Genomic DNA, 26,730 nt, shown 5'->3' with positions numbered 1-26,730 from the left:
TCAGGGATCAAGTATCAGCAGGAGCAAGCCACGGTTCCTGACGGAAACCTGAGGCCTGCTCCCCGATACTTCCGCAGGGCTACTTGTTCTTCGTCACCGTGATGTTGTCGTAGAACACTTCGGCGTCCTTGGCGTTGCCAAAGAGGCCGGGGCTGCCGATGACGTTGGGGATCGTGTCGACGGCGGTCAGCATCCACTCGGCCGGCTCCTCTTCCCCCTTCTTCCAGACCTTGGCCTGGAGTGTCGCCTTGCCGTCTTTGGCGGAGGCCCGGAACTTCATCGTGTACCAGACGTTCGGCTCCCACTTCAGCGGCAGGTTGGCCGAGAAGCGGCTGAGCTGCGGGGTCCAGGTGCGGATCTGGAGCTGCTGGCTGGCCCCCATCATGTCCAGCGTGTATCGCTGGGCGACGAGGCCGATGTCCGGCAGCTTGCCGTCCTTCTCCGCGCCCATCACGTCCGCCTGGACCGTGTAGTCGTGGAAGGTGTCCTGGCCGAACCAGCCCTGGCTCCGCATCCCTTTGGGGATCGTGGTGATCTTGCACAGGACGCCGTTGCCGTCGACCTTCCGCTCACCCTTGATCACCTTGAGCCGCGGCTCGGCGACCGTCTCGTCGCCGTTACCGGTCTTGCGCTCCCAGCTCGACCATTCAAACTTGCCGATGACCTTCTCCTCCTGGAGGAGCTTAAGCGAAGCATCGAACAGTTCCGCTCCCGCCTCCTTGGTCTTGGGGCGCTTGTCGGAGTTGCTGAGCCGAAGGAACCGCAGGAGTTCCGTCCATGACATCCGGACCGTGCTGTCGTCATAGGTCAGGGCCGGGGCCCCGACGTTGACGAACTGGCTCCGCATGTAGAGATACATCTGGCCGGCCTGGGGATCGGCCTTCGTCAGCTTCTGGAACAGGTCCCAGTCGATGACGACATGGCGGTAGGCACAGCCGAGCCACGTCGTGGGGACTTCGCCGCTGTCGAAGTTGAACGACCAGTCGAGATCCGGAATCAGACGGGCCCGGGCGGTCCCGACCTTTTCACCCATCTTGGCAGTGACAAACGCCGGAGCGGCTTCCTTGAGGTCGGCCGGGACCGTGTACGTTCCGGTGCGAGGATCGATCGAGCCCGGCCCCTTGACGCTGAACTCCACGTCGCCGGGCTTGGCGTTCCGCAGGTACTGGCCGCGGCTGTTGTAGAGGCGGACCTGGAAGTCCTGCGTCTTGGAGTAGCCCGGCTGGAGCAGGACTTCGCACGGAACGACCTGCACCTGGGCCACTTCCTTGTCCGTATCCCGCGGCTCTTCCTTGATCGGAGCGGGGGGCGTGTCGCGGTCTTCCGGCTTCCAGTCCGGCTTGCCGACACTGTAGAGGTGCGTGGTGGAGGGGATGTAGACCCGGCCGTCGACGCAGATCGGCGAGCCGTGGAACTCTTCGCCCCGCGGCATGCGGAGCCGCTGAACCACCTCCACGCCCTTCTCACTCGGCTTGAGGATGAAGGCGTTGCCGTTCAGTTCATGGGCGAAGATCTTGTTGTCGACGAGCAGGAGGCTCGAACGGGACATGCGGCCGATCGGCTGCTGGCCGATCAGCTTCCCGGTCTCGATATCGACGACGTAGACCTTGCCGCTGTCGGTGGCGACGTACATCCGGTTGTCGAGGAACACCGGAGCCGCGCGGCTGACCCCCCACTCGTACTGCTTCCAGATCTCTCCGCCCGCCTTGATCAGGTCGAGCTCGCCCGGCTTGGCCTTGGAGGCATCGAGGGCCACGAGGGCGCCGATCCGCGGGTCGGCGTCGCCATTCTTGTCGATCAGCTCTTCGCCGACGCCGAAGTAGACCTTGTCGCCGACGATCGTCGGGCTGGCGTTCAGGCCGTGGACCGAGGTGTAGTAGTTCCAGAGCGGCTTGCCGGTCCGGGGCTCGAAGGACCAGACGGCGCCGTCGCCGGAGCCGAAAACGAGCTGGAGCTTCTTGTTGATGACCCCCATGACCGGGGCGCTGTAGGTCGTGTCTTCGGGAGCGACGCGGGTCCCGGTAAACCACACCGGCTGGCCGTTCCGCTTGTCGAGGGCGATGAAGCGGTGTGTCGGCTTGGCCATCTCGCCCCAGCCGATCACGACCGCGCTGATGATGACCCGGTCTTCATGGATGAGCGGAAAGTTCGTCCGGCCGCCGTAGGTGCTGAGGAATCCGAACTCCTCGTGCATCGAGTGCGACCACTTGATCTCGCCGGTCTCGCCGTTGAAGCACTGGAACAGGCCGCACACGCCGAGGGCGTAGACGTTCCCCGTCTCCGGGTCGGCGACGACGCTGGACCAGCCGACCCGCTCCGCCGGAGCGTCCGAGAGGTAGACGTTGAACCGCTGTTCCCAGATCGTGTGGCCGTCCTTGACGTCGACGCAGACGACCCGCTCCCCTTCTTCGGCCGGCTTCTCTTCCTTGTCGCGGGTGATCATGTACAGCTTCCCCTTCATGACGACGGGGGTGCTGCGGCTGCCGATCGGGATCTTCCAGAGGACGTTGCTCCCTTCGCCCCCTTCGGGCTTCCAGGAGTCGGGGATGTTCTTGTCGTAGGACCGGCCGTTCATGTACGGCCCGCGCCAGTAGGTCCAGTCTTCCGCGGCGGCCGGAGAGAGGGCGGCCGCCCAAAGCGCGAGGCAGGCCAGCAGGGAAAGCGGCTTGGTAGGCATAGGCTTGAGAATTCTGGGGCCGGCGATCCGCGGCCGATGCTGTTGCCGCGTGGATCGAGGCGAAGCCTGCGACCGCGCGGCCATCAGCGTCGGACCACCGCATCCGGGAGGGAGTTCCAACACCTGGCGAGACGATCGGGACTGATGCGGCGACGCATCCTTCCCGATAGTTGTTTCAACAATACTTCCTTGACTTCGCCCCGGCAAGGAACGCGGAAACGATTACCGATCGTCTGGGGGCTCTCAGGGGTTGCCGACCAACGATGTTTTCCGGTCACGACTTGCGTCGTTGGCAGCGTTTTGTTCTCCGGCAGTGATAGTCGATTCGATAGCGATCCCTGCAGGTTTGTAAGCTGAGCCCCCCAGCATCTCCCATGCAGCTGCGGCGATAGGGTCTCCGCTGCCATCGGTGTAGAACTTCGCGGTAGTGGCCGGGCTGGCGTGACGCATCATCGCCTGCAGGACACTTGGCATCACCCGAGCAGCCCAGCGGGTCGCCGCGGACCGACGGAGGTCATGGGCCGTGCAGTAGACAGGATCCCCGTTCTCCTTCCTCGCGACGATCACCCCCGCTTTACGGCCGATCGCCGAGACGACGATCACCGCGTCCATGTACTTCGCCCGCCGACCGTTGTAGACCGGATTCGACACGAAGCCCGTCCGCTCGCCCTCGGGCGTCTCAGAGAGCAGCCCGAACGCCTCGGGGGCCATAGGGAAGGTCTGCGTCTTCCGGTTCTTGCTGGCGCGGGACTGGATCTGGAAGCGGGGAATCTTCCCTCTCATCAGCGGCATCAGGTCATCCGCCTCGGTCCAGTGGAGTTTCAGGGCCTCCCCGATCCGCAGCCCGGACACCCAGAGGAGACGGAGGAAGTATCGCCACGACTCCGGATCCTGCGCCAGACGGGCCTTGCCTTCCGCCAAGACCGCCGGCACGACTTCCAGCATCCGTTCGAACTCCTCCCCACTGATCGCCCGGCCGCCGCGAACGATTGCCCCTTGGGGCATCTCGATATCGGGGACCTTCCCAAGGAGGTTCTTGCGGGCTGCCCACCGGAGGGCCGCTTTCAGGTGCCGCAGGTGCGCCCCGATCGTCGCCGGGGTGTTGCCAGCCTTCCGCATCGCCCGGACAAGGGAGGCGATCGCCGCAGCGTCTACGGAGCGGAGGAACTTGGGGGCAATCTCCCGCTCCACGGCGGTCATCATCCCCTTGACCCGGTCTTTCGTCCGCGGCGCCCATCGGTCCGCGTGGGCTTCCTCATACCGCACCCGGAAGTCGTCCCAGCGGACTGCGGTCGCGATGAACTCCCCGTCGTTCAGCTGCTTCTCCAACTTGGCGGCATACCGCTCCGCGTCTCTCCGGACCTTGTGGCCGGTCGACTTCCTCTTGAGCTTCCCGCTGGCCGGATCGCGCCACTCGGCCACGAGGAACGGGCGGCCGGTCATACTGATGATTCGAACGTGGAAACGGTCCATTTCTGGTACTCCTCTGTGTGACAGAACTAGGGGATAAGGGGAAAAGGGGTACAAGCCCCTCGGCAGGGTCGAAACCCTGTGTTTTGCTTAGCGGAATGGTGGTCGACTTTTCCCCGGGAAAAGCCCCCCGGGCAGGGAAAAGCCCGGTCGGTATCCCGCCGGGCGTGGTTGTTCGCGTGCTAAGTTGTCTGAAAAGAGCCCGGGGACAGGAGCAGAGGGGCAGGGCCAACCACCCACCGCTCAACCATCCCCGGGCGGGGTCTTCGTTAGTCCTTCTCGGACAGGAACTCCTCCACTGAATCCGGGTCTAGGCCGACAGCGCACAGGTCTGCCAGCCACTCCCGGAAGATTGCGAGGGCTTCTCTTCGGTCGTTCACGTTGTCAATTCGGACCGAGACGATGTCGTAGTGCCGCACCGCCTCGTTTCCGATGCAGATATGGACGTCATCGAAGGTCAGTCGAGAGATTTCCGCCTTCTGCGGCCGGCCGACGTGAACCATTCCGCGACCGTCGTGAACCTGCTGTTCGCGAACGAGCCGCCCCTTCTGGGCGAGCCACTTCGTCACCTTCCGCCGTTCGTACTTCGTGAGGCGAAACCAACTGCTCATGGGGATGAATATCCCTCCCAGCCAAGCGACCCCGCCGACGATCGGCCACTCGCCGGACAGGTCCAGCCGAACCTTGCAGGGCGGTTCGTCCTCTGCTGTCGCCTTGGCCTCAATCTCTTGTGTGACGCTCTGGATCATGCAGGCACCCCTTCCGGGTTGGCGAGCGGCTTGACCGCGGCCGGGTTGGTTTCGAGTCCGAAGACAGACACGTCGTCGAGCCACTGCCGGAGCATCGACAGGGCTTCCTCCCGGGTGCGGGCATTCGAGACGACCAGCGATATGTCCGCGGCGAAGCGGATCGGCGAGCGCCGTGAATGCGTCTCCGCCGCAGAAAAGGCGAAGTAGGGCCGTCGCTCCTCGAATAGCGGTTGAGGGATGATGGCTCGCCTCATGCGGCACCCCCTTTCCATTCAAACCCCTCGGAGGCGATCAGGTCCGCCGCGGATATCCGCTTGATACTGACGCACCAGTAGGCCGGCACCCTGCCGTTAGCCATCTGTCGGCGGTTGAACTCCTGAGACGCACAGCGAGCCGCCACATTGGCAAACGTCATGGGCCATGCGTCCGGGGGAAGGTCGAACGGGCTTTCCGGCCACCAATCGAGGACCAGAATTTTGACGACCGTAAACCCGCTCTTGGAGATCGCCACGACGTACCAGTTGGTCGAGCCGTCTGAAGGGTTCTTTGTGTCGTACCGGGCCATCTCGGCGCGGTTCAGCATCACGGCGAGCTGCACCGCGAGGGCTTTCGGCATCGAGAACGAGCAACCGCCCGGGAGACTGCGGCACGTCGGCGGATGCCAGCCGGGGTCCCGCTGCTTTACGACAAGCGGAACGGTTGAAGGGAGTGTTTCAAACTCGCGGGTGTCGGGAACGGCGTGAGAGACGATCCGCACCGCGGCTTCTTGACCGCGCGTAGGCTCAGCGATAACCTCAATCATGGTTTTGGGTCTTTCGTAGAAGATGGAACCGGAACCTCTCATGCCTCTGGTGATGTGGTGTCGCCAGAGGCTTTTTTCATGCGCGGAGAGTGAGCGCGGACCGCTTAGCCTGCGGTCGGGCGTGTGCTTGTCGTGACGCTCCGTCAGTGCCTAAGAGTGCCGCTTGCCTGCGGCGGATCGCCGGTCCCTTCATGGGCCGGGTTGGGCGACCCCTTCGCCCGTGAGCCATCTCCCCGAAATCCCCGTTCCTCTGGCTGAACCGGGAATGCAGAAAGCCCCCGCGAGACCGTGCCTGGTACTTCGCGGGGGCTTCCGAATCTGCCGCTGGCAAAGCCGAACGTCAGGTTGATCGCTGCTACCAGTCGTGTTCGAGGCACCAAACACGACTGACGGGGGACATGATGAGCATGACGTCAAAGGGAGTCAAGCGACCCTCTTGAACGTCATTCGACGCGATCCGCTTGCAAGCCCATCGCAGTCGACTGAACATCCACGAAGATGAGCACCCGCAAGAGCAAATTCGACACGCCGTCAAAGACGACGATTCGCTTCAGCGAGGACGACATCGTCTTGTTCGAGATGGCGGCAGAGACCGAAGGCGCTGACAGCGTTGTGCAGTGGCTGTTGACCGCGGGCAGGAAACGGGCAAGGCTTTTGAAACACGGCGTTCCCACCAAACTCACAGAGACCATCATTCCGCCGCCTGGGTGAGGCGGTCAGTCGTCGGAGGGCCACCGATGAATAACAGCCAGTGGATCATCGCACGGAACATGAGCATTGCGGCCTGCGCCGTATTGCTGTTGTGGATCGGATCGAAGTTTCGAGCCTCACTTGATGGCGCCTTCTTAGTGATCGGCGTTCTCGGGCTCTTCGGTGGCGCGTTCGCCTTCTACGTGAGAGGCTTGGGAAACAGCATGCAGCTGAGCACCCGAGCGAAGGCAGCGGCCAACCTCGACTCACTTCGTGCGACCATCTTCATCAACAGCTCGCTGTTCTACGCTTTCGCAGTGATCACGCTCATGGTGCAGCTGGCCAACTGGAACGACTTCAATGGAGCGTATGCCTGGGCCTCGATCGTTGGCGTGATACTCCTGCCGATCGCCAATGCGTACCTCCGAATACGGGCCGATTCCCACCAATTTGATCTTGGGATCGAGCCTCACGGGGATCCGGTTGCGACGCGCACCCCATCGCCACAACAGAAACGGCACGGCTGACCCCAGGTGATGTTGTTAGTGGACCAGTGGTTGATTCTTCGGAGAAACGAGATGGGCGAGGACGAAATACGAAGCCTGCTCTACGGCACCGAAGGGGCAACGTTGGACTTCAAGCAAGAACAGTATCGATTCGTCAAGGCCAGCGATGACGACAAGAGCGAACTGTTGAAGGACATCCTCGGTTTCGCAAACGCGTGGCGCAGTAGCCCGGGGTACATCCTTATTGGTTCAGTAGAGGGTTCCGGAGGCCGCCCCGCGGAAGTCGTAGGAATTCCAGAAGTAGAACAGCTACAGGACCACTCCCTTCAGGAGTTTGTTAGCGCCAAGACGAATCGCCCAGTAAGATTTCGCTACCGCGCTTGCCAATTCGAAGGAAAACAAGTGGGGGTCATCGAGCTCGAAGCGAATCAGCCACGGCCAGTATATCTGCAGAAGGATTTCGGAAAACTTCGAAAGGGGATGGTCTACGTCCGTCGCGGAAGCAGCACAAACCCTGACCGACCTGCTGACGCGGCAGAGGTAGAGCAGATGCTTCGGCACAGCCTTGGCGCCAGCGCTGATATTGCCGTCACTTTCTGCGAGATCGACCGTGAAGTTGACCTCGGGAACGGCGTCACATTTGCATCTGAACGCTGCCAAATGCCTCCTGACGACTCGATTCCGCTCTTGGCCGATCAGGGCAGCCAGTTCGGGTTAGACGCCGCGTGGTCGTTAACGAAACGTCCAAACCGGAGATTGTGGCGAGAGGCAGCGCATTTCGAATTCATGCAGCGCATTTTCCGCCCTGTCCGTCTGTGCGTGAAGAATACTGGGAAGTCAAACGCCGAAAGCGTAAGAATTGAAATACAGATTCCAGTTCCAGAGGGCATCAGAGCAATCAACGATCTGGAAATGCCCGAGAGGCCTGAGCGCACCCGGAGCATCTTGGCTAAACCTGAAACCGAGATCACTCGCCCCATCATTAACCGTCCCGGCTCAGTTTTCGTCGATCGTGGGAAGGAACATTGCAGGGTTGAGATCGAATGTGGAACGCTCCAGCCTGGACGGAGCATTAGAACTGATACTTTCTATGTTGCGAGTGCCGAGTCGGCAAACGTGGACGTTGCAGGGCAAATATTTGCGGCGTCATTAACGTCGCCGTTCCCATTTACCTTGCGTTTTGTCTTTGAGGTTAAGCAGACCTCCATGACACTCACCGAACTAAGAACGATTGCTAACAAATACTGACGATTGCACTAGAGTTATAACCGGAGTGGAGCTGTTTCACGTCCGATTGACGTTTCGCCTATACTCGCACGCGCCATCTTCACATGCCTTCAGACTTCGCCGTTCATTCCGACTTGCTGGTGCACTGGACAGGGAAGGACCTCGATAACGAACTGAAATACGATCCAATACGAGTGCGTGAGAAGGAAACTCCGCAAGCCGTCATCGATAGCTACCTGCATCGCTTGGAATCGATCCTGCGACACGGATTCTGGCTCACCCCTCAAGGTGGCTGGACGACTCGCCATGGTATAGAGATTCCAGAAGCGACAGGCGTGTGCTTCACCGAACTCAAGTTGTCTCAATCACGGTCGCATGCTGCCCAATATGGATCTCTAGGGATCGCGGTTAAAAGACCGTTCCTCTTCAACCGCAGGGGCCGGCCCATGCTGTATATCAACACTCGCAACGAGCGAGAGGACATTCTGTTAGAAGCATGCGCGCATGACCTCAAGGATCGGAGTCTTCTTCAGTTCTTCAAGCCGTTCGACAAGAACGACAATGGACCGATGGGCTACGACTTCTACGATGAATCAGAGTGGCGCATTCTGGCGCCAGACACTGCTGATGGTAGAGAGTTTGTGGATCCTCGAAACGCTGATTCACCAGAGACTCGGCACTTTTGGGAATCGCTTCCGAAGTCGGCGCAGGATCGCTGCCGGATGTTGGCGCCCGTGTCGTGGCTTGCGGCGATCATCTACCCTTCTTACGCAGTTCGGAACGCCGCACAAGCAGAAGGCAGTCCCATCAGAACGCTGATCAGGGAGGTCGCCCGTAGAAATGGCGTGGAGCGGGGCGCGATGCCCGCAGAGATTGATCTCGCCCTATGCGCTCACTTCTGAATGCGATTCGAAGCCGAATTGGCGACGGCCGACGAAAATCGAGTTGCCAAAGATCAGACCCCGAAACGGTTTGTGGCAATCGGAGTGCAAAAGCAGCCAGATTGCCCCCGCAAAGGGGTCACTATGCGCAAAATATTTGCGATGCGGGGCACCCCGCGCTGGCTCTGCGTCGGGAGAGGACCCGAAGTAGGGGGGTATCGGACTCGTTTTTGCCCCCTGAGAGGGCCGGAGAGAGGGGCCGGAAGGGGGTCGTGCTACACCCCTCCCGGACACCCTCCACCCCCGCCGGCTACTGCTGCCGTCCCTGCTGCATCACGGGAGATGCAGGTGCTCCACCGTTCTGCTTCTGCATCAACTCAGAGTTCTTGTCGAGCGCTCGCGTGTTCGCGTTCATCGCCTTCGTCACGTCGTCGAACGAGATGTTCATTGGCGAGAACATGCCGTGCGCCGTTCGCTGGGAGACACCCAGTGATCGCATCGCGCTGTAGCCAGCCGCATTGATGGCGTTGTGGGCCGCGGGCTCGCCCTGCTTCAGGAACAAGATCTCCCGTTGTTTGGCAAACAGATCGTCCTGCTGATCGTTTTGGAGCCTGAGCCCCTCAAGCTCAACGTCCATCCGCCGCTCTCCGGCGTTCCGTCCGGAAGTGGCGATCGCGACCTTGTTGTCAAAGGCTGACGTGTCCTTCTGTAACGCGATGTTCTTTCGAACCTTGCCTGCATTCTGCATCAGGTTCACGACCGCCGGGCCAAACTCCCCGAAGATAGAGTTCATCTCATTGTCGCGGGTTTTCTGAGGTGCAGCTTCATAGGCGGTGTTGATCCGGTCGAGAACGGTTGCCGCGTCCTCGCCAAGGAAGTCGATGTCATCCGCTTTCAGGCCAAGCCGCCCGACTGCCTCTTGCCACTCCTTCCGGTTCCCCTTGGACGTGAGGCTTCCGTAGATCGACTTGAACGCCGTGGAAGCCTCCGCACCGGTCGGGTAGACATCCTGCAGAGCTGCCTGAATCGCAAACTGTTCTTCCGGATTGATCCGGTTCAAGCCTGCGGCAATCTTCGCCACATCAGGAATGTTGTTGAGCGTGAAATTGGTGGCGTCGAGACCGACCGCCCGCTTGCCCATCTCAAGAATCGACTCAGCATTCATCGGCTTGCCGATGGCCTTATTGTAGTTCGCCGTCGCGGTGGCAATCTCGCCCGGATCAGCGTCGATTTCACCAGAGGCCGCCATCACCTTTCCCAGCGCCACGGCCGACGGGCCGATAGCTTCTTCCGTTGAGAAGCCAGCCCCCATGAGCGCAACTGCTGCCGACGTGGCCTGCTCTTTCGTCCAGCCGACCTCCTTCGCGGTTTCCATCAGGGTCGCTTGCGCCTGCTTCGTTTGAAGCGAAGACATATTCCCCAGGACGGCAACCTTTCGAATCAGCGCGTCGTATTCGCGCCCGGTCTTCTCAGCCTCTTCACGGGCTGCCTTGTTCGCCGACGTGACGAGATTGAAGCCTGACGAGATGGAAAGGAGGCCGGCCGCCCAGCCGACAGTCGCCTCCACGGCATCTTCGATGCTCTTGCTGCAATCGTCCATCGCCTTCTTTCCGTCGTTGCCGGCCTTCTTCGCAGCCTTCGCAACGCCGTCCAACCTCTTCTCCATCTTCTCCATCAGCTGGTACTGCTTCTGGAGTGCCTCGATGTATTGGCGGTCATCAAGGGACTGCGTGAGTTTGATCTCATTCGACATCGTGGTTTCCTTCCATTCCGGGGATCACCAACGCCTCGGGGACGTGGGTTTGTTTGCGGTACATTTCCATTGAGCCGATCGCAGCCAAGATCAGCGGCACGATGCTGTCCGTGCTGAGCAGATTCAGGAGGTTCACAACCTCGGGCGTGAGCCGGAAATTGAGGCAGAGGCTGTCGTATCCGAAGTCCCAAGCCTTATCCCACTCAATCGAGTCGTCGACGCGGCCGGTCCGGATCTGGTTCGTGAATTCCTCGCACTGCCGGATCCAAGAGGATGCGTTGAACGTCCGTTGCTGATATCGCGAGAGTCGTTCCAGCTTCACTCCGTCGGCGGTCAGGACCATGCCAGCGGGCAGAAACAGGAAGTCCGGAACGATCCACGTCTGCGACACATCGTGCAGAGGCAGGTGCTCGCCAGGGATCGGAAGCGAAACCAGCAACTCACTGGACCGCGGCAATTGGTCCGGGTCGTAACCGATGAAATACCGCTCAGCCGCGAGCCCCCGGAACGGGACTGCCTGAATCCAGGTCAGCGGCTTTTTCGGGAGAGCGACGCTGTCGCCAGGACGGGGCCAGAAGTAGATCGCCCCATGCTTTCCGTCAGCGATGTCCTTCGATCCCTGGTGGGGAACCGCATGGAAGCCCTCCGCGAGGTGCCCCAGTCCTACGCTCACGAGATGTTCAGGACTGGCCGTCGCGGGTGCGTCGGGGATGAAGATTCGGAAGTGCAAGGCTTCTCCTTTGCGTCTAAGATTCGGCGATCCGGCCAGGGGAGCGGGCGCTCTGAATCCCAGGCTGTTTTCGTTGGGGCTACGGGCGTGCGATACATTTACGCGTGCATTGACGGTCTGTGTTGCGTCGGCACTTGGTTGATTGGCAGCGTTGGAGTCTCGCTGCTCGCTCAGGGGCTCTGTCCGCCCGACTACGCTTTCGATCCGGCGTCCATCCGATACAAGAACGTGGCCACAGCCATCAACGAAATAGTTCCGGACCGAGAGACCTTCGGGCTGGAGATAAACTCCCCGTTGCCCCGCGGGGCACGATGAGGCGAGCCGCTGCGGGATCTTTCAGGCGCACCCATCGTTTGCAGCACCTGCGAAGTAGACGGGGCCGGGAACCTCGATCACGTCGCCGGGCTTCATGCCGCGGGTCAGTTCCGCGATCCGGGCCGCTTGGCTTTCGGCAGCCATAGCGAAGATGGCAGCCAGCCGGAGCGCCTCGGCACGATTCGGAGCGAGCCGAAGGAGGGGACGGGGGGCCGCTCGGAATGCTTCGACGATAGCCAGGTCTTCGGGGCCATTGATAAGGGAGACGGGCAACATGGGGAGTTCCTTTCGGAGGATCAGTTCCGCGAGTCGATCGCGGCATTGAGAGACTTCATCAGCCCTTCGGCGATGCCCATGACGAACAGAGCGGACCGCAGATCGGTTCCGGATTCGGCCAGGAGCCGTTCGCCCCATTCGCGGCCGTGTTCATGTCCGGCGTCGTAGTGCGGTCGGTCAGGGGATCCCGCCGGGGCGTGAGCCTCACGGATGGCAGCCACTCGGCGTTGCCATTCCTCGCGGGCCTGCAGGTCGTTCGTTGTGGGCATGGTCGGAGAGTCGAGAGAGAAGCCGGGCGAGATATCCCCGCCCGGCGTTCTGGGAAGGGGGTTCACTCGGCAGCCGTGGCGCGTCGCTCCGCTTCAGCCTTCACCGCCTCGGCGAAGACGGTCGGCGACGGGATCAGGTTGGCGTAGTGCCAGTCCGCCGAGGTCTTCCGATTCGTGGAGCCAAAGTCGATGCGGCGGATCAACTCCGCGAGCAGCTGCTCTTGGGTCAGGTTTTCGAGGGGATTCACGATGGTTCCTTCTGGGAGGGTGAGGGGTTGTCGGCTGTGGCAATTTGTCACCGCCGGAGGAAGGGATCAGCCGGCAGCCGCGGCGGCGAACACTTTCGTGCGATGGGACAACAGGGCCTCGCGGACCTCGCCCGTCCACTGCGAATGGGTGTTGCAAGCCGATTGGAGCTTCCAGCGGTCATTGGCCAATGCCTTGATTGCTGCGTGCGCGTCCTTGGTTCCCTGGTACTCATCGAGCACGAGGTCCTTTTCCCGCAGCGGATCGGCCTGCAGGTCGAAGCAAGCGAAGCCTGCCTGAACGAGAACTGCCGCGGCCTTTCGTCGGGCATCCGCGAGAGACTGGTACCGCCGCAGCTCCTCGGTCTTGCCCTCCTCATCGCAGGCGAGAACGAACGCATCCGCGAGTTCCCTGCAGTGCAATTCGGCTTGCAGTTGCTGCACGCGGAGATAGGGCAAGTTCGCGAGCGTCGACGCATCCGCCGTCGCCGGGTTGTCCCAGCCCTTTGCGTGCGCCTCGAACGCGGTGACATAGGCGGTGCGGGCTCGGGTCGCCGCCTCGCCGGCGTTATTCACTTCCTGCAATCGGCCTTTGAGGGCCTTGCTTCCCCATTCAGGCGCGAACAGCGTCGGCAGGTCGTGGAACTTAGGGAGGGTCGGCTTTGGCACGGTCTTCAACATGGAAACCTCACGAGAAATGAGCCCGACAGAACATCCGCCGGGCGGGGTCACTGGTTAGCGGCGAGTGCCGCCAAGACGATCAATCAGGGCGTCGAACGACTCGACCGAGTCAACGAGCCCGGCCTCTTTGGCGTCTTCGGAGAGCAGTACGCGGCCTTGGCCGAAGTTCCGCATAACGTCCGTCACGGGGCGGTTTCGGTAGGTCGCGATATCCGAAGACATCTCCGCGTCCCAGATGGCAACGCGGGACTCAATGTGAGCTTTGGTTTCGGATGACAATGGCTCGTAGGGGTTCTCCTCGGCCTTGTACGGCGAGGAGGAGATGATCGTGGTCCGAACACCGAGATTTTCCATGTACTTCGATTGGTCGAAGTGCAGGCGAACGAAGCCCAGACCGCCGATTCCCGGGGAGGATTGCGTGGCCACGAGTTGCCCCGCCGCGGTGGCGAGCCAGTAGGACGCACCCGCCATCCAACCGTCCGCATGTGCATAAATCGGCTTCGTTCCGCGGGCCGCGTAGATCCGCTTCGCCAGTTCCGGAACGCCTTGGAAGTCGCCGCCCATCGAGTCGAACCGAAGGACGATCGACGACAGGCGGGGATTCTTCAGCATCGTCGCGAAGACTTGGCCGACGAACTCGACGGCCGTTCCGCCGGTCAGGTGCATCAGCGAGTCAGCCCGACGCTGGAGCAGTCCGTAGACGTTAATTACGCCGACACTTCCCAGAGTCGAGGTCTGAGGGGGGCCGTCGTCGTCATCGTCGAAGTCCCCGAAACCGTGAATCGGTCCGATTCGAAGGGACTCCATTACCCTCGGGAGGCAATAAGGCGGCATGCACCAAGTGCATCCGTTCAATTGCGCCAGCTTATGGATTGGTCGTCGCATGATTTGCGGGGTTTGTTGAAGGGGACAGAAGCCGGGGGCGAGATTGCCCCCGGTTCAGAGCGTCAGAGAATCAGGCGCCCGTGTGCTTCTGCAGTCCGCGGTACTCGACCGCTTTGACCGCGAACGGCTGATACACCCGCTGCCGGATCCCGATGCGGTCGAAACTCGGCTGAATCTCGATGCGGGGCGTCTCGTAGCCTTCGAGGTACGTGTATTCGACCGTGTCCTGGTCGAGAACATCGGTCGCCATGTAGAACGCGGTGTCGGATCCACCGAAGGCGGTTCCAAGTTCCGCGTCCATGATCGGGATGAACTGCCCCCGATAGATGTTGGTCACGTCGTTCGTCGCACCCGGGACCGCAGTGGACGCCAAGAGCGTCGCAATCTTGTTCTGCAGGGCCGGGGGAAACAGGACGTAGCGGCCGGTCAGGTTCAACGCTCCCGAATCGGGACCGAGGCCGGTCTGAGAGGCCAGCTTGGCGACCATCGTCGCGACCGCCGCCGAGTAGTCGGAGATCGCGCCAGTCGTCAGGTTGCTGTGGTCAGCGTGGAACAAGTCCACATTGTCCGACAGCTTGGCGTTGTCCTTCAGGACGCCGTACACGAGGCGGTTGTGCTTCCGCTTCATCGCCCGGGTCAGCTTCATCGGAACGGTCATCAGCGCCCGCGCCGAGTCGTTCATGATGGTTTGCCAGGTGACGGAGAAGACTTCGCCCCAGACGGTCAACCTGTAGGTTTCCCTCCCGGTCGTCATGGTCGTTTCTTCGAACTCACCATCCTCGGAAATGGCCTTCGGGTCGCCGACACCTCCGAGGACAACGCTATGGATGTCCTTGAAGTCCGGGGCCGATTCGGCCTTCCGCGCCCAGAGTTCGAACGTCGTCGGGGCTTCGTTCTGAGCGGTCCGCAAGACGACGTTCTGAGCGTCCAAGAGGATGTTGGAGAACATCCCGGACACGTTGTAGTGCGACTCCGCGGCAGAGAGGGGAATGCCGAACGTGCTCGGGTCAGACCCGCAGGCGATAGATGCCAGCTGGGCATTCCCGAGCGTGTCGACCGTGTTCCGGGGAACACCAGCCATCTCAAGAGCGTGGCGAACGATCGTCAGGGGCCGGGCAAGCCCTCGATTGGTTGGAGCGGTGAAGGCGACGTTCTCGCCGCTGAAACGGTCGTAGACCGTCTCGGGCCGCTTCACGCCAGGCATACCGTCAAAGGCAGCACTGGCCAGGGCCATGCACGCCTCAGAGCGGAACTTCGGATTCGGGGTACGGGGATTCGAAAACATGGGTCAGTCCTTTCGACTGAGGGGAACTTCCGCCAGCCGCAACACGCGGTCCGGTCAGTCGTCCAGGGGGTCAGGGAACCGACTCCTTCAGGAGCCGTTTACGTTGGGCGTTCTCGCGTTGGTGTGCCGTGATGCGGGCTCGCGTCGTCTTGGTTCGAGGGGAAATCAGGTCGACGAACAGCCCGCCGCGGACGATCAATCGCCATCGACAGTGACCGCAGGTGTAGCGCCGCCGGCCGTCAACGGATTCGGCGATGGGGAACTCACAGGACGGGCAACAGGTTGGGGGCGAGGTTGGCACGTTTCGCTCTCCTTGGTTCGGGCCGCGGTGATCGGGGTTTCTGCCGGAACATCTGCCACCGCGAGGCAGGTCATTCCGTGGTTCCTCACGAGGGCCTTGAGCAGCCCCCGGAGCTTTGCGTTGACATCAACTCCGCGGCGGGGACGCAGGCGGAGCAGGACATCGGGCTGTTCGTTATTCATTCCGCGACCTCCGTCAGCAGTTCCCGCAATGCCTGGTCGTCGCCAATCTCCAGGGCACGAGACATCGCGTTGATGCGGTAGCGGGCCACCCTCCGGAGGTAGACCGCTTGGGCCTCCCTCACGAGGACCGGCAGCCAATGCGGCGGGGTCGCTCGCTCCCAGCAGGACCAAACGACTTCCGACGGCTCGTCCCAATGCTGCAACAGATGGCCACGGACCTCGGGACGGGACAGATGTCCGATCACTCGCTCCGCGTTGACGTGTGCCGCCGCTTGGCGGTCCCAAACATCAGCCGGATCCTCGGGGGGCAGCAGTTGACCGCAGCTCCGCAGGCTTTCACCAACCAGCCACACCGCGGCCGTTTGATGTTGGCCGAACCATTCCACGCGGACGGGGCAGCCATCCGGAATGAGGTTGGCCAGGAGCAAACTGCAAAGTTCTCGGTCGCGGAGTTCATCGCCGCTGATGTCTTCAACGACTTTGTCTTTCGATCGCATCACGTCGAGGAGTTTCACGCCGGCACCTCCCCGCTATGGATCGCGAAGGAAGGTTGCGGGCGGTACTTCGTGCTGCGCCACCTCTTTGCCGGCCGCCCGGTCGTCTGGACCGTGTCCGCGAAGATCAGCCCCATTCCCTCGCCGACCTTCAACGCGGCGTTCAGCGTGTCGACCGGGGCGTTTTTGCAGGCGTTGCTTGCGAGGGCGCTTTGCGTCAGCCCTTCCTCGCCAGCGTCGATCAGGAGCCGGACAACGCGGTCCGTCAGCTTGTTGCCTGTGGAGTCTGAGAAGACGAATCGGGCCGACGCCGAGCAGTAGTCCCAGACCGCCGCGGCACTTTCCAGGTGCGTCACGTCGATCGTGCCACTTCCATCGAGGGCTGCATAAATCAATGCGACTCTCAGCAGCATCGGCTCGCTTCGGGACAGAACGTCCCCCACGATGTCTGTCGAATCGTCAGCCGCGAGGGCGGTATACATCACTCGCCATGTGGCGTTTGCCTCGCGACTCCGGGTGACTTCCCCTGCCTCTTGAGCCTCAGTGATGCGGTACCGGAACGTCGCTGCAAGGGCGTCCAGTTCCTTGGCGTCCGGCCGAGTGCTAAACGGCATCAACTTCGATCGCTTGGCAAGCGTCCAGAGCAGCCGGTTCGCGTTCCCACCGCAGATATCACCGGGGTCGATGCGGGCTTTGAGTTCGCCGATCGTGGCGTGACCGATCAGACCAACCATCGGGTCCGCGACGGTGACCTTGTGTCCTTTCGTCAGGATGCCGACGTGTCCACCGTCCCAGAGTTGCCGCAGTGTCGGCGCGAGGACGTTCCCTTCCCGAGCACACTTGCGGAACACCCCCGTGTATTCCGTCTCAACCACAAGTAGCCGCTTGTCCCTCTCGGCTTTCGTCTCCGGGTCGTCAGCGATGGCGGAAATCAGCCCCTCGCCGCTGGAGATCCCGCTCACGATGCAGTTGATCGAAAACTCCGGATCGATCAGGGCAACGAATTGCGTGATCCAGCCAAGGGACGTTCCCTTCCTGGCCTTGGAGCTTCGACCGAGGATCAGGACGTGCAGCAGCGGGTAGTGGTAGCAGCCATCGACGAAAATCTTGACGTTCCGCCCCATCATCACACCAACCGCGGCGAGCAGCTGAACCAGCAGTGCCATCGGGTCCGCCTCAGTGTGAGGCGAGACAAGGCGGATGAACTGGCCGACGATGCCACGGTAAGCCGGGGAGTCGACGGGGGGAGATTCGGGCCAAGGGTGAAGGTCATTCAACCTGCCACCCCCTGCCGCTGTTCGATCAGGGAGGAGATTGCGGCCGTCTTCTGCAGGATCGACCGGGCCAGGTCATGAACCGGGTGTTCCGGGTCGTAGACCTGCCGCAGTTCCGCAGCTGATTGCGCCAGCTCCAGGGCCGAGACGATGAAAGCTGACTTGATCGCGGAAACCTCATCTGGTCCCAGATAGACCGCTGTGGATTCCGATTCATCGCATGCTAGAATCATGGTCGTCCTTGAAGATGCCCCGCGGGTTTGGCGACCGAACGCGGGAGAGAAGATTGAGCGAGCCGGATTGAGGTGAGAGCCTTGACCCGGCTCGACTCGTTTTCAGAGCCAGGCAAAGCAAGCCCAGCCGTCAGGCAACCGGCTCGTTAGTGGGAGCCGCGTTGATGTAAGAGATGAAGGCTTCGCCGGTCACATAGGCTCGGCGGTTGCGCCGCTGAACCTGCAGGCCAGCTTTCTGAGCCGACAGCCAAGCCGCCTTGCCCCAGCCGGCGCGGGCGATCAGTTCTTCCTTCGTGTAGACCGAACCGGAGCAGATTTCTCCGGGGATTGAAGCGTCCATTTTTGACCGTCTCCGTGAGTCCCGGCCCCTTTTGTTGTTGGGGGCCTGATGCGGTCACAGTACGGTCGGGCGACGGGGCGTTGGAGACGAATCGGACGTGTTACTGAGCAACCCGAGCATCCCGCAGAGCAACCCGAGCAAGCAGAGCTATCAGCGATTCGGGCGGGTCTTCAAGTCTTGAAAATTGTCAGGCCAGCGATCGTGGCCGAAGTGCTTTCGTAGGATTTCCAGGATCGCCGAGTATGACCACATATGAGCCTCCCGACCCATGTTCGGCCGGTAATTGGCCGGTGCGACTCCTTTGGACTTCAGGAACGTGGTGAAGTAGCCCCGGCTGTTCTTGCTGTGGTCCCCCAGTTGTTGATCGGTGACCAGATCGTCAATTGGGCCATCCACAGGACCTTCTGGATGGTTCGGCTCAGGAGAATGCTTCCCGAGAGCCATCGACACAAACTGCTGAAGATCCAGGCTTCTGACGGAGGGATCGTGTAGCGCAAATCTGGCGACCAGCCTGCACAATGCAGCCGAAGTGAACTCGCCCTCTTTAACGATGCAGAGGTCAGCGACCTGCTGGTATCCCTCTGTTCGCATGAGGGCCGCGGACTTCATAGCAACATACTGCGACGACCTGACGACGACCCGCTCGTAAACCCGCCGGTGTGATGGTGACGGGGCAGTAGCGACGCGATCGCGATCCTCTCGGGCCGCCTTCGCCAAACGCTCATGGTCGTCTACTGCCTGGCAGAACTCTCCAATGGTCATGGAAGCCTCCTGTTGAAGACCGGGCTGACCGGACCGACGAAGCCAACAGGAGCCGCGACGGCCGGTCGTGAGGTAGCTACTCCTCGCCCAGCGGGCCGCATTGTACCACACAGAATGCCGTACCGTGGCCGTCAGCGGGTAGCAACAGGGGAGCAGTCAGGCAGAGAGCAGAGGTACGGGGAGGCTTTTCCCCACTTAGACTCTAGAGAGTAAGAGAGAAGAGAGAGAGATTTGAGTAGGAGAAATGCTGGGTTCCAGAGCTTCCCCACCCCTTTTCCCCCTTCTCCACCTTCTTCCTGTTTCTCTCCACCCACCCCCCTGGTTTGGGTCCTCTCCCGACGCAGAGCTAACGCGGGGTGCCCCGCATCGCGTCTAATATGCGGATAGGGAACCTACCCAGGGCCACCGTGGGAAGCGGATCCCCTCCCGGGCGGTATGGAGAGCCGCAAGAGCCTCTCCCGCAAGGGGTTTACCGTGGGAAGCGTGTGTGTGTCCGCCGCAGGAGAGGGCTGGAGCCTGCCGGGAGTCTGGCTGGGTATACTATGTGCAAATTGGGCGCGATGCGGGCGCTCCCGTGCGTTGGGAAGGCCGAGAGAGGACCCAAGATGGGGGGGGCCTCTGGGTCCAGTTGGGCCGTCCAGACGATCGCCCCACCGTGCCCCCGAGAGGGGGGGTGAGGAGCGACTACCGATAGTCGAAGCGATAGCACAGGACGCATCCGGGGCGCAACGTGTCAGTGTACGGACAGTCACCCAGCATCGTCCCCGAAACGAAAAAGGACGCATCCGGTACGTCACCGGGTAGCGTCCTAACTCCTTCAACGGATTACCGATCCGCAAGGAACCGGGGGGATAGTCTGGGTGAAACTCATGTGAAGAGTTCTGGTTGCGGCGGTGACGAGGTCTTCGGCCGCTCGCGTGTGTTGCGGGGCGATGAGGTTCTGTTGCCGCAGGGGGATCGGTTCCGGGGGAATGTTCGGATGACGTCCTTGCCGGCGAGACGTCCATTGCTCAAACCCAATGTGCCACGGCCGCTGGGGTCAAGGGGCCAAAAAACAACACAGGCCCCCTTGCCGCTGGAGGCACTTCCATGAGGAACCGTGGTACGCAACGGGCGACCGCTTTGTGGAACCGGCGTCGAGGACTCGCCGGTCGCTCTGCAATCCCAGCGGGTTGGTGAGGGGGCATACGACACGTTCTCCGCGCTTGGAGACGTGCTCCTTCAGACATCTGTGGACGAGAGGGCCTCCGGCGGGCAAAGAGGCGTTGCCCCTCTGCACTCCCCACCAGGGGTGCCCCCCTGGACCCCGGTGACCAGCGAACGCCCCCAACCCCGGCGACACATCGGCGCTCGTTGGTGCGACCGCAAGACCTTCCCTACACTCGCCCGTCCACGGGTCTCCGATCGGGTACGGGTCCCGCAATACCCTCTGCTGGTCCTCGATCGCGGTGTGCCCGAAAGCTGTGTGGAGCTGTCGCATGATGTTCTGGATGCAACGACTCGCCCTCATCGTCGGCGTGGCCCTCACCCTGAGCGCCTCGGTCTGCCGCGCGGACGGGATCTTTCCCGACCCCAACCTCGAAGCGGTCATCAAGGCGATCCTGAAGCAGAAGCAGATCGACAAGCCGATGATCGATGAGGCCGACCTCAAGACGATCTTCTTCCTCGACGCCCGCGGCAAACAGATCAAGGACCTCACGGGCCTCGAAAAGTGCACCAGCCTCGCCGAGGTCAAGCTGTCGGACAACGCCATCCAGAACCTGGCCCCGCTGAGCGGGCTCATCAACATCCAGAGCCTGTACCTCTCCAAGAACCAGATCAAAGACCTGGCCCCGCTCGCCCCCCTGGTGAAACTGCAGTACCTGGAGCTCAACCACAACCAGATCGCGTCCCTCGCCGGACTGGAAAAGCTCGACAAGCTCGGCTCGCTGCACCTCAACGGCAACCAGATTGAAGCCCTCGATCCGCTCGCCGGCCTTGGCAAGCTGCACGCGCTCTACCTGTCGGAGAACAAGGTGGCGAACCTCGCCCCGCTGGCGAACCTGAAGTGGATGTCGTCCCTCGACCTCGCCTCCAACAAGGTCTCCGACCTCGCCCCTCTCAAGGGAATGACGGAGTTGCGGTACACGTTCCTGACCGGCAACCCGGTCACCGACCTGACGCCGCTCGTCGACATGGCCAAGAAGGATGCCGCCGGCGAACAGCGGTTCGCGCCATACTGGTACCTCTACCTCGACCTCGGCAGCCTCCCCGAGCCGGCCAAGAAGCAGCTCGAAGAACTCCGGACGATCGGCGTCCGCATCAACGCGAAGTCGTGAGGCACGGCCCAGAGTCGAGGGACTCGATCCGGAAGACTCTGCGCTTCCGGCCATGATCGTCTGATGTGTTGCATTCCGTTTTCTCAGCGTCTCCGAGGAACACATGCTGCGCTTCGCCGGGTTGGGCTTTCAGTTCGTGGCGGCAGTCCTCCTCGGACTGACAACGGCGGCGCGCGCGGCCGAGACGCCGAACAAGACGTATGACACGCCGGAGGCGGCCGCGGCCGATCCGGACTTCGCCGTGCAGGGGGAGTACCTGGGCGAGAACCTCGGCGTGCAGGTCGTGGCCCTCGGGAACAACCTGTTCAAGGTCGTGACCTACCGCGGCGGCCTGCCGGGCGCGGGATGGAACGGCAAGGAGAAGCAGGAGGCGGAGGAGGACGCCGAAGGGGTCGCCGACTTGATCGGCACGCTCCAGCTCAAGAAGACCGAGCGGAAGAGCCCGACGATCGCGCTCCGTCCGCCGGAAGGGGCGGTCGTCCTGTTCGACGGAACGAAGGAGTCGCTCGACAAGCACTGGAAGCCGGGGGCCAAGCTCACCGAAGACAGCCTCCTCCAGCAGGGTTGCACCAGCACCGACACCTTCCAGGACTTTTCGCTCCATATCGAGTTCCGCACCCCCTACATGCCGCATGCCCGCGGCCAGGGGCGGGGGAACAGCGGGATCTACTACCAGGGTCGGTACGAGACGCAGATGCTCGACTCGTTCGGGCTCGAAGGTCTCGACAATGAATCGGGTGGGATCTACACGATCCGTCGCCCCGATGTGAACACCTGCCTCCCGCCGCTCGTCTGGCAGACCTACGACGTCGACTACACCGCCGCGAAGTACGCCGACGGCAGGACGACCGCCAACCCGCGGATCACGGTCCGGCTGAACGGCGTCCTCGTCCACCAGGATGTCGAGCTCACCAAGACCACGACCGCCGCGCCGCTCCCCGAAGGACCGGAGCCGGGACCGATCTATCTTCAGGACCACGGCAACCCGGTCCGCTACCGGAACATCTGGGTCCTCCCGCGAGATTCGGCCAAAGAAGCCCGCCGCCCGATCCATGTCGGCTTCGAGCGGTTCTACGCCGCCGGGACCGGAGACGCGGCCGAAGGGGGACGGCTGCTCCTCGGCGAACTCAACTGCACGTCGTGCCACGCCGCGGGGGACGCTCTCAAGAACTTCGTCGACAAGAAGCCCGCTCCGAACCTCGAAGAGGCGGGTAAGCGGCTGCACCCGGCCTGGATCGCGGAGTTTCTGAGCGATCCGCACGGTGTCAAACCGGGATCGACGATGCCGGACCTGTTCGCCAACTGGAACCCGCGGGACAAGGCGAGCACGATCAAGGCCCTCGTCAGCTTCCTCGCCTCGACAGGGACGCTCGTCGAAGCGGCCGGCGACCAGGCGGCGCGGAAGCGCGGCGAGAACCTCTTTCACTCGATCGGGTGCGTCGCCTGTCACGCCTCGCGGAAGGATGAGCCAACGCCGCTCGCGACCTCGGTCCCGCTCCAGAGCGTCGACCGCAAGTACACGGTCCCGAGCCTGATCGAGTTCCTCAAGAACCCGCAGCACGTCCGCCCCGGCGGCCGGATGCCCGCCCTGCACCTCAAGGACGACGAAGCGAAGGACCTGGCGAACTATCTGCTCGGGGACGTCATCGTCAGCAAGCTCCCGCCCAACATGACCTTCGCCGTCTACCACGGCGAGTGGAACGCGGTCCCCAAGTTCGACGACCTCAAGCCGGTCGCCACCGGCCTCAGCCGCGGCCTCGACCTGACCGTCGCCAGGCGGGAGTCGGGCTTCGCCGTCTGGTTCGAAGGCTTCTTCGAGGTCAAGCAGGAGGGACGGTACAAGTTCCACCTCGGCTCCGATGACGGCAGCATCCTGTACATCGACGGCGGCAAGGTCGTCGATGTCGACGGCGTCCATCCGCACTCCACCAAGACCGGCCAGATGAGCCTGACGGCGGGGATCCACAAGGTCCGTGTCGAGTACTTCCAGGGGGGCGGAGAGTGGACCGTCGAAGTCGAGTTCGAAGGCCCCAAGACCCCGAGGCAGATGCTCGACCGCATCGTCGCTCCGACGGCGGAAGAGGTCGGGAAGAAATCCGACGCGCCTCCGGAGCCGGGGGCCTATGTCGTCGACCCGAACCTGATCGAGACCGGCCGCCGCTACTTCGGCGCCCTGGGATGTGCCTCGTGCCACGCCGCGAAGGCGGGAGGCGAGACGATCGCTTCGACCGTGAAGGGAAAACCGCTCCCGGAGCTGCGGACGGCCGAAGGCTGTCTCTCGACCGCTCCCAAGAACGGCCTCGAAGCGGCCCGGAGCCCCGTCCCGCCGCTGCCGTCGATCCCTGAGTATGACCTCTCCGCGGTCCAGCGGAGCGCCCTCGTGGCGGCCCTGACGCACGCGCCTCCGCAGCCCGAGCCGAGCGCCGCGGAGAAGGTCCACGAAACGCTCGTGGCGTTCAACTGCTACGCCTGCCACTCCCGCGGCTCGCTCGGCGGACCGGAGATGGCCCGGAACATCCACTTCAAGACGGGCGAGCCGGAGATGGGGGACGAAGGCCGCATTCCGCCGCGGCTCGACGGCGTGGGGGACAAGCTCAACGACAACTGGCTGCGGGAGGTGACCCGCAACGGCGCCCGCGACCGGGACTACATGCGGACCCGGATGCCGAAGTTCGGCGGCGCGGTCGGCGAGCTCGATAAGGTCCTGGTCTCCCTCGACCGGCAGCCGAACGGGACGTTCCCCGCCTCCGACGAGCCCGAGCACAAGGTCAAGGCGACCGGCCGGCTCCTCGTCGGCGAGAACAAGCTCGCCTGCATCAAGTGCCATCAGTTCGGCTCGCTCCGCGCGACGGGGATCCAGGCGATCGACCTGCAGACGATGACCCGCCGGCTGAACCCGGACTGGTTCCTCCGCTACCTCCCCGATCCGCAGAAGTACCGCCCCGGCACCCGCATGCCGACCGGCTTCCCGAACGGCAGGGCGACGATCCAGGACGTCTATGCCGGGAACCCGCCGCAGCAGATCGCCGCCATCTGGACCTACCTGACCGACTCGACGAAGGCCGGGATTCCCGACGGTCTCCTGGCCCAGGCAATCGAGCTCAAGCCGGACGGAACGGCGCCCGTGATCTACCGGAACTTCATCGAGGGGATCTCGCCACGGGGGATCGGGATCGGCTACCCCGAGGGGGCGAACCTCGGATGGGACGCCAACCGGATGGCGCTGACCCTGATCTGGCACGGCAAGTTCATGGACGCCTCCAAGCACTGGATCGGCCGCGGTCCAGGCTTCCAGGGACCGCTGGGGGACGACGTCCTGAAGGTCGAGGAGGTCGCGCCGCTGGCGGTCCTCGACGATCCGGGGCAGCCGTGGCCTTCGGGCGAGCCGCGGGAGCGGGGCTACCGGTTCCGGGGATACGCCCTCGACAGCCAGCAGCGGCCGACGTTCCGCTATGACGCGGCCGCGTTCCGCGTCGAAGACTTCCCCGAGCCGCGGCGGGTCGACCAGTCCGCTTCGTTCCAGCGTCACCTGACCGTGACGGCCACGGAACCGGGCTCCGAAGGGAAGGTCTACTTCCGGGCGGTCCTCTCCAAGGACCTGGAGCCGCAGACCGACGGGGCTTACATCCTCGACAAGTCGCTGAAGGTCAAAGTGACAGGGGATGTCGGCGAGCCGCTCGTGCGAAATGCGGGTGGAAAGCAGGAGATTCTCTATCCGATCCGTTTCCGGAACGGAGTCGCACGGATTTTGCACGAACTGCACTGGTAACAGATTCATTTCTTCCAGTGCGTTTTCTTGCCGCAGGGCGACCCCGAACCGATTCGGCTCTCTTGGGGCCGGAACGCGGAGAGATCGCGCGGAGCCTCTCGGGATTTCGTAGAATTTCCCGGGAGTTCGCGTCGCCGCGGCAACAGAGTCTTAGCAATGACGAGCGCGTTGCTTTCACCGAGCAGTGGCCAGATCACCTCCGATCCGGCCGCCTCCGGCGCCGCCCCGATCGACTGGGGCGCTGCGTTCAGCGAGCATTCGCACTGGCTCCGGACGGTGATCCGCAGCCGGCTCGGGGAAGACCGCGGCACCGACGACGTCCTTCAGGAAGTCGCCGTGGCGGCGGTCGCCGCCCCGAACCGTCCGACGCAGCCCGAAGGGGTCGCCCCCTGGCTGTACCGGGTCGCCATCCGGCAGTGCATGATGTACCGCCGCACCATGGGACGGCGGCGGCGGCACACGAACCAGTTTGCCGAAGAGGTCCGGACCCGGGGGGACACCGCCGGGGACGCCCTGGGATGGATGCTGGGGAACGAGCGGCAGGCGTCGATCCGCCGGGCCCTCGACAAGCTGCCGGAGCTGGACCGCCAGATCCTGTGGCTCAAGCACACGGAAAACTGGACTTACGAACAACTGTCGGCCCGGCTGGGAGTGTCGGTCCGAACCATTGAATACCGCCTTCTCCAGGCGCGGAATCGCCTGCGGAAGGAACTGATCCACGAAGGAGTGCGGGAGGACTCGCCATGAGCCATCTCGAACTGGAACTCGAAATTCAGCGATGCGTCGACGGTCAGCTTTCGGAAGCGGACCAGCAGGCGCTCCTCCGCCGCATCCAGGCTCTGCCGGACGGATGGCGGCACCTCGCCCTCGCCTACCTGGAGAACCAGCTCTGGTCCCAAACGATCCAGAAGACGGAGCCGATCACGCCGGCGAGCCCGAAGCCGGCGGCTGCGAATGCGACCCCGCTCGCCGCGACCTCGTCCGGACATGCGCCGGCCGGCCGAAGAAATTCCGTCGGCGTGTGGGGCAAGGTGGTCTCGTCGATGGCGGCGGGGGTGATGGCGGGTGTGATCCTGCACGGCCAGATGGGGACGGACGGACCCGGCGTCTCCGGCACGAACGGCGCCGCGAGCGTCGCGGCGAGGGACGGTTTTCCGTTTGAGCCCACGGGATCTTCGTCCTCTCCCGCCTCCGCCGGCGGAACAACCGCGCGTTCGGTTCAGGTCACGACGGTGGATGGCTCCGGCCTCGGAGGAGCCCGGGTCGGTATCACGACGCCGGCGCCGGCTCACCATGCCGGTGCGAATGCCGCCGCGCAGACGACTCAGCCAACGCTCGTCTCGGACGAATTGCGGAAGGAGCTCCAGCGGTCGGGCTACGCCATCGAAGAAGGGCAGTTGTACTACTCGATCCCGCTTCCGGACGGGCGGCACTACATCGTTCCGGTGAACTCCGTCCGGGTCCGGAACGCGATCCAGTAGCCGGCTTGTCCCGGAAGTGGGGGCGGGTTGTTAAACACCAAGACACGAAGATCTCACCAAGGACACCAAGGCTTTCGTCTGCCATCTCAGACCTTTGTGCTCTTTGTGCCTCCTTGGTGTCTTGGTGTTTAGTCC

Annotated in this window: 26 protein-coding genes; 8 read left to right on the top strand and 18 right to left on the bottom strand. The window is 62.8% G+C overall.

The genetic code is table 11. From position 1 onward, the window contains the following. Positions 1-79: 79 nt before the first annotated feature. The 5 genes from VT03_RS09940 to VT03_RS09920 all read right to left on the bottom strand — a co-directional run bounded on the left by VT03_RS09940 (position 80) and on the right by VT03_RS09920 (position 5,653). Positions 80-2,677, bottom strand: a complete 2,598-nt coding sequence (locus tag VT03_RS09940) for a PQQ-binding-like beta-propeller repeat protein (protein WP_075092836.1) — start codon at positions 2,675-2,677, stop codon at positions 80-82. 243 nt (positions 2,678-2,920) lie between these two features. Further along, a complete protein-coding gene (locus VT03_RS09935; protein WP_075092835.1) occupies positions 2,921-4,150 on the bottom strand; it encodes a tyrosine-type recombinase/integrase in 1,230 nt (409 codons plus the stop codon). 266 nt (positions 4,151-4,416) lie between these two features. Then, entirely contained in the window at positions 4,417-4,758 is a 342-nt protein-coding gene (locus tag VT03_RS09930) for a hypothetical protein (protein ID WP_156514379.1), read from the bottom strand. 134 nt (positions 4,759-4,892) lie between these two features. Then, positions 4,893-5,150, bottom strand: a complete 258-nt coding sequence (locus tag VT03_RS09925) for a hypothetical protein (protein ID WP_075092833.1) — start codon at positions 5,148-5,150, stop codon at positions 4,893-4,895. Then, a complete protein-coding gene (locus tag VT03_RS09920; protein WP_156514378.1) occupies positions 5,147-5,653 on the bottom strand; it encodes a hypothetical protein in 507 nt (168 codons plus the stop codon). Before VT03_RS09920 ends, VT03_RS09925 begins: the two co-directional genes overlap by 4 nt. 543 nt (positions 5,654-6,196) lie before the next feature. On the opposite strand from VT03_RS09920, the gene VT03_RS09915 reads away from it, so the two are divergent. The 4 genes from VT03_RS09915 to VT03_RS09900 all read left to right on the top strand — a co-directional run bounded on the left by VT03_RS09915 (position 6,197) and on the right by VT03_RS09900 (position 9,023). Further along, positions 6,197-6,409, top strand: coding sequence for a hypothetical protein (locus VT03_RS09915; protein ID WP_075092831.1), 213 nt, complete (start codon positions 6,197-6,199; stop codon positions 6,407-6,409). A 26-nt stretch (positions 6,410-6,435) separates the two neighbouring features. Then, positions 6,436-6,915 (top strand): hypothetical protein, encoded by a 480-nt coding sequence (locus VT03_RS09910; protein ID WP_075092830.1) that lies wholly within the window; start codon positions 6,436-6,438, stop codon positions 6,913-6,915. Positions 6,916-6,966: 51 nt separating this feature from the next. Beyond that, on the top strand, positions 6,967-8,142 hold the full coding sequence (locus VT03_RS09905; protein WP_075097039.1) for a helix-turn-helix domain-containing protein: 1,176 nt from the start codon (positions 6,967-6,969) through the stop codon (positions 8,140-8,142). Between the two features lie 83 nt (positions 8,143-8,225). Then, positions 8,226-9,023 carry an abortive infection system antitoxin AbiGi family protein gene (locus VT03_RS09900; RefSeq protein WP_075092829.1) on the top strand — a complete coding sequence of 266 codons (798 nt, stop codon included), beginning with the start codon at positions 8,226-8,228 and terminating at the stop codon, positions 9,021-9,023. 289 nt (positions 9,024-9,312) lie between these two features. On the opposite strand, the gene VT03_RS09895 is transcribed toward VT03_RS09900, so the two are convergent. The 13 genes from VT03_RS09895 to VT03_RS09835 all read right to left on the bottom strand — a co-directional run bounded on the left by VT03_RS09895 (position 9,313) and on the right by VT03_RS09835 (position 19,027). After that, entirely contained in the window at positions 9,313-10,755 is a 1,443-nt protein-coding gene (locus VT03_RS09895) for a phage tail tape measure protein (protein WP_075092828.1), read from the bottom strand. Continuing rightward, positions 10,745-11,485: a hypothetical protein gene (locus tag VT03_RS09890; RefSeq protein ID WP_075092827.1), complete on the bottom strand. Its 741-nt coding sequence runs from the start codon at positions 11,483-11,485 to the stop codon at positions 10,745-10,747. Before VT03_RS09890 ends, VT03_RS09895 begins: the two co-directional genes overlap by 11 nt. 336 nt (positions 11,486-11,821) lie before the next feature. After that, positions 11,822-12,076, bottom strand: a complete 255-nt coding sequence (locus tag VT03_RS09885) for a hypothetical protein (protein WP_075092826.1) — start codon at positions 12,074-12,076, stop codon at positions 11,822-11,824. Between the two features lie 20 nt (positions 12,077-12,096). Next, complete coding sequence (locus VT03_RS09880; protein WP_075092825.1) at positions 12,097-12,345, bottom strand: hypothetical protein; 249 nt, start codon at positions 12,343-12,345, stop codon at positions 12,097-12,099. 62 nt (positions 12,346-12,407) lie between these two features. Beyond that, positions 12,408-12,593, bottom strand: coding sequence for a hypothetical protein (locus VT03_RS09875; protein WP_075092824.1), 186 nt, complete (start codon positions 12,591-12,593; stop codon positions 12,408-12,410). A gap of 66 nt (positions 12,594-12,659) precedes the next feature. Further along, positions 12,660-13,271: a hypothetical protein gene (locus VT03_RS09870; protein ID WP_075092823.1), complete on the bottom strand. Its 612-nt coding sequence runs from the start codon at positions 13,269-13,271 to the stop codon at positions 12,660-12,662. A gap of 54 nt (positions 13,272-13,325) precedes the next feature. After that, on the bottom strand, positions 13,326-14,078 hold the full coding sequence (locus tag VT03_RS09865; protein WP_075092822.1) for a S49 family peptidase: 753 nt from the start codon (positions 14,076-14,078) through the stop codon (positions 13,326-13,328). A gap of 148 nt (positions 14,079-14,226) precedes the next feature. After that, positions 14,227-15,441 carry a hypothetical protein gene (locus VT03_RS09860; RefSeq protein WP_075092821.1) on the bottom strand — a complete coding sequence of 405 codons (1,215 nt, stop codon included), beginning with the start codon at positions 15,439-15,441 and terminating at the stop codon, positions 14,227-14,229. Positions 15,442-15,920: 479 nt separating this feature from the next. Next, a complete protein-coding gene (locus VT03_RS09855; protein WP_075092820.1) occupies positions 15,921-16,439 on the bottom strand; it encodes a hypothetical protein in 519 nt (172 codons plus the stop codon). Then, the gene (locus VT03_RS09850) at positions 16,436-17,584 is read right to left on the bottom strand and encodes a DUF3987 domain-containing protein (RefSeq protein ID WP_075092819.1); all 1,149 of its coding nucleotides are present in this window, start codon (positions 17,582-17,584) and stop codon (positions 16,436-16,438) included. Before VT03_RS09850 ends, VT03_RS09855 begins: the two co-directional genes overlap by 4 nt. Positions 17,585-17,691: 107 nt before the next feature. After that, a complete protein-coding gene (locus VT03_RS09845) occupies positions 17,692-17,925 on the bottom strand; it encodes a hypothetical protein (RefSeq protein WP_075092818.1) in 234 nt (77 codons plus the stop codon). A 130-nt stretch (positions 17,926-18,055) separates the two neighbouring features. Next, on the bottom strand, positions 18,056-18,265 hold the full coding sequence (locus VT03_RS09840; protein WP_075092817.1) for a hypothetical protein: 210 nt from the start codon (positions 18,263-18,265) through the stop codon (positions 18,056-18,058). Between the two features lie 150 nt (positions 18,266-18,415). After that, positions 18,416-19,027 (bottom strand): hypothetical protein, encoded by a 612-nt coding sequence (locus tag VT03_RS09835; protein ID WP_075092816.1) that lies wholly within the window; start codon positions 19,025-19,027, stop codon positions 18,416-18,418. 1,478 nt (positions 19,028-20,505) lie between these two features. On the opposite strand from VT03_RS09835, the gene VT03_RS09830 reads away from it, so the two are divergent. The 4 genes from VT03_RS09830 (at position 20,506) to VT03_RS09815 (ending at position 26,595) form a co-directional block, all read left to right on the top strand. Continuing rightward, on the top strand, positions 20,506-21,345 hold the full coding sequence (locus tag VT03_RS09830) for a leucine-rich repeat domain-containing protein (RefSeq protein WP_075092815.1): 840 nt from the start codon (positions 20,506-20,508) through the stop codon (positions 21,343-21,345). A 103-nt stretch (positions 21,346-21,448) separates the two neighbouring features. Further along, positions 21,449-25,114: a family 16 glycoside hydrolase gene (locus tag VT03_RS09825; protein ID WP_075092814.1), complete on the top strand. Its 3,666-nt coding sequence runs from the start codon at positions 21,449-21,451 to the stop codon at positions 25,112-25,114. Between the two features lie 156 nt (positions 25,115-25,270). Continuing rightward, a complete protein-coding gene (locus VT03_RS09820; protein ID WP_082846095.1) occupies positions 25,271-25,861 on the top strand; it encodes an RNA polymerase sigma factor in 591 nt (196 codons plus the stop codon). Beyond that, positions 25,858-26,595, top strand: coding sequence for a hypothetical protein (locus VT03_RS09815; protein WP_075092813.1), 738 nt, complete (start codon positions 25,858-25,860; stop codon positions 26,593-26,595). Before VT03_RS09820 ends, VT03_RS09815 begins: the two co-directional genes overlap by 4 nt. Positions 26,596-26,730 lie beyond the last annotated feature (135 nt).

It is taken from the genome of Planctomyces sp. SH-PL14 (genome assembly GCF_001610835.1).
Classification (GTDB): domain Bacteria; phylum Planctomycetota; class Planctomycetia; order Planctomycetales; family Planctomycetaceae; genus Planctomyces_A.
This window is presented reverse-complemented; position numbering and strand designations above follow the sequence as displayed.

Coding starts and splice junctions, on each gene's coding strand:
- VT03_RS09910 (WP_075092830.1), top strand. CDS start 6,436: ATGAATAACAGCCAGTGGATCATCGCACGGAACATGAGCATTGCGGCC.
- VT03_RS09815 (WP_075092813.1), top strand. CDS start 25,858: ATGAGCCATCTCGAACTGGAACTCGAAATTCAGCGATGCGTCGACGGT.
- VT03_RS09930 (WP_156514379.1), bottom strand. CDS start 4,758: ATGAGCAGTTGGTTTCGCCTCACGAAGTACGAACGGCGGAAGGTGACG.
- VT03_RS09935 (WP_075092835.1), bottom strand. CDS start 4,150: ATGGACCGTTTCCACGTTCGAATCATCAGTATGACCGGCCGCCCGTTC.
- VT03_RS09870 (WP_075092823.1), bottom strand. CDS start 13,271: ATGTTGAAGACCGTGCCAAAGCCGACCCTCCCTAAGTTCCACGACCTG.
- VT03_RS09830 (WP_075092815.1), top strand. CDS start 20,506: ATGATGTTCTGGATGCAACGACTCGCCCTCATCGTCGGCGTGGCCCTC.
- VT03_RS09915 (WP_075092831.1), top strand. CDS start 6,197: ATGAGCACCCGCAAGAGCAAATTCGACACGCCGTCAAAGACGACGATT.
- VT03_RS09905 (WP_075097039.1), top strand. CDS start 6,967: ATGGGCGAGGACGAAATACGAAGCCTGCTCTACGGCACCGAAGGGGCA.
- VT03_RS09900 (WP_075092829.1), top strand. CDS start 8,226: ATGCCTTCAGACTTCGCCGTTCATTCCGACTTGCTGGTGCACTGGACA.
- VT03_RS09820 (WP_082846095.1), top strand. CDS start 25,271: ATGACGAGCGCGTTGCTTTCACCGAGCAGTGGCCAGATCACCTCCGAT.
- VT03_RS09840 (WP_075092817.1), bottom strand. CDS start 18,265: ATGGACGCTTCAATCCCCGGAGAAATCTGCTCCGGTTCGGTCTACACG.
- VT03_RS09895 (WP_075092828.1), bottom strand. CDS start 10,755: ATGTCGAATGAGATCAAACTCACGCAGTCCCTTGATGACCGCCAATAC.
- VT03_RS09880 (WP_075092825.1), bottom strand. CDS start 12,345: ATGCCCACAACGAACGACCTGCAGGCCCGCGAGGAATGGCAACGCCGA.
- VT03_RS09865 (WP_075092822.1), bottom strand. CDS start 14,078: ATGGAGTCCCTTCGAATCGGACCGATTCACGGTTTCGGGGACTTCGAC.
- VT03_RS09850 (WP_075092819.1), bottom strand. CDS start 17,584: ATGGCACTGCTGGTTCAGCTGCTCGCCGCGGTTGGTGTGATGATGGGG.
- VT03_RS09940 (WP_075092836.1), bottom strand. CDS start 2,677: ATGCCTACCAAGCCGCTTTCCCTGCTGGCCTGCCTCGCGCTTTGGGCG.
- VT03_RS09860 (WP_075092821.1), bottom strand. CDS start 15,441: ATGTTTTCGAATCCCCGTACCCCGAATCCGAAGTTCCGCTCTGAGGCG.
- VT03_RS09835 (WP_075092816.1), bottom strand. CDS start 19,027: ATGACCATTGGAGAGTTCTGCCAGGCAGTAGACGACCATGAGCGTTTG.
- VT03_RS09845 (WP_075092818.1), bottom strand. CDS start 17,925: ATGATTCTAGCATGCGATGAATCGGAATCCACAGCGGTCTATCTGGGA.
- VT03_RS09925 (WP_075092833.1), bottom strand. CDS start 5,150: ATGAGGCGAGCCATCATCCCTCAACCGCTATTCGAGGAGCGACGGCCC.
- VT03_RS09825 (WP_075092814.1), top strand. CDS start 21,449: ATGCTGCGCTTCGCCGGGTTGGGCTTTCAGTTCGTGGCGGCAGTCCTC.
- VT03_RS09885 (WP_075092826.1), bottom strand. CDS start 12,076: ATGTTGCCCGTCTCCCTTATCAATGGCCCCGAAGACCTGGCTATCGTC.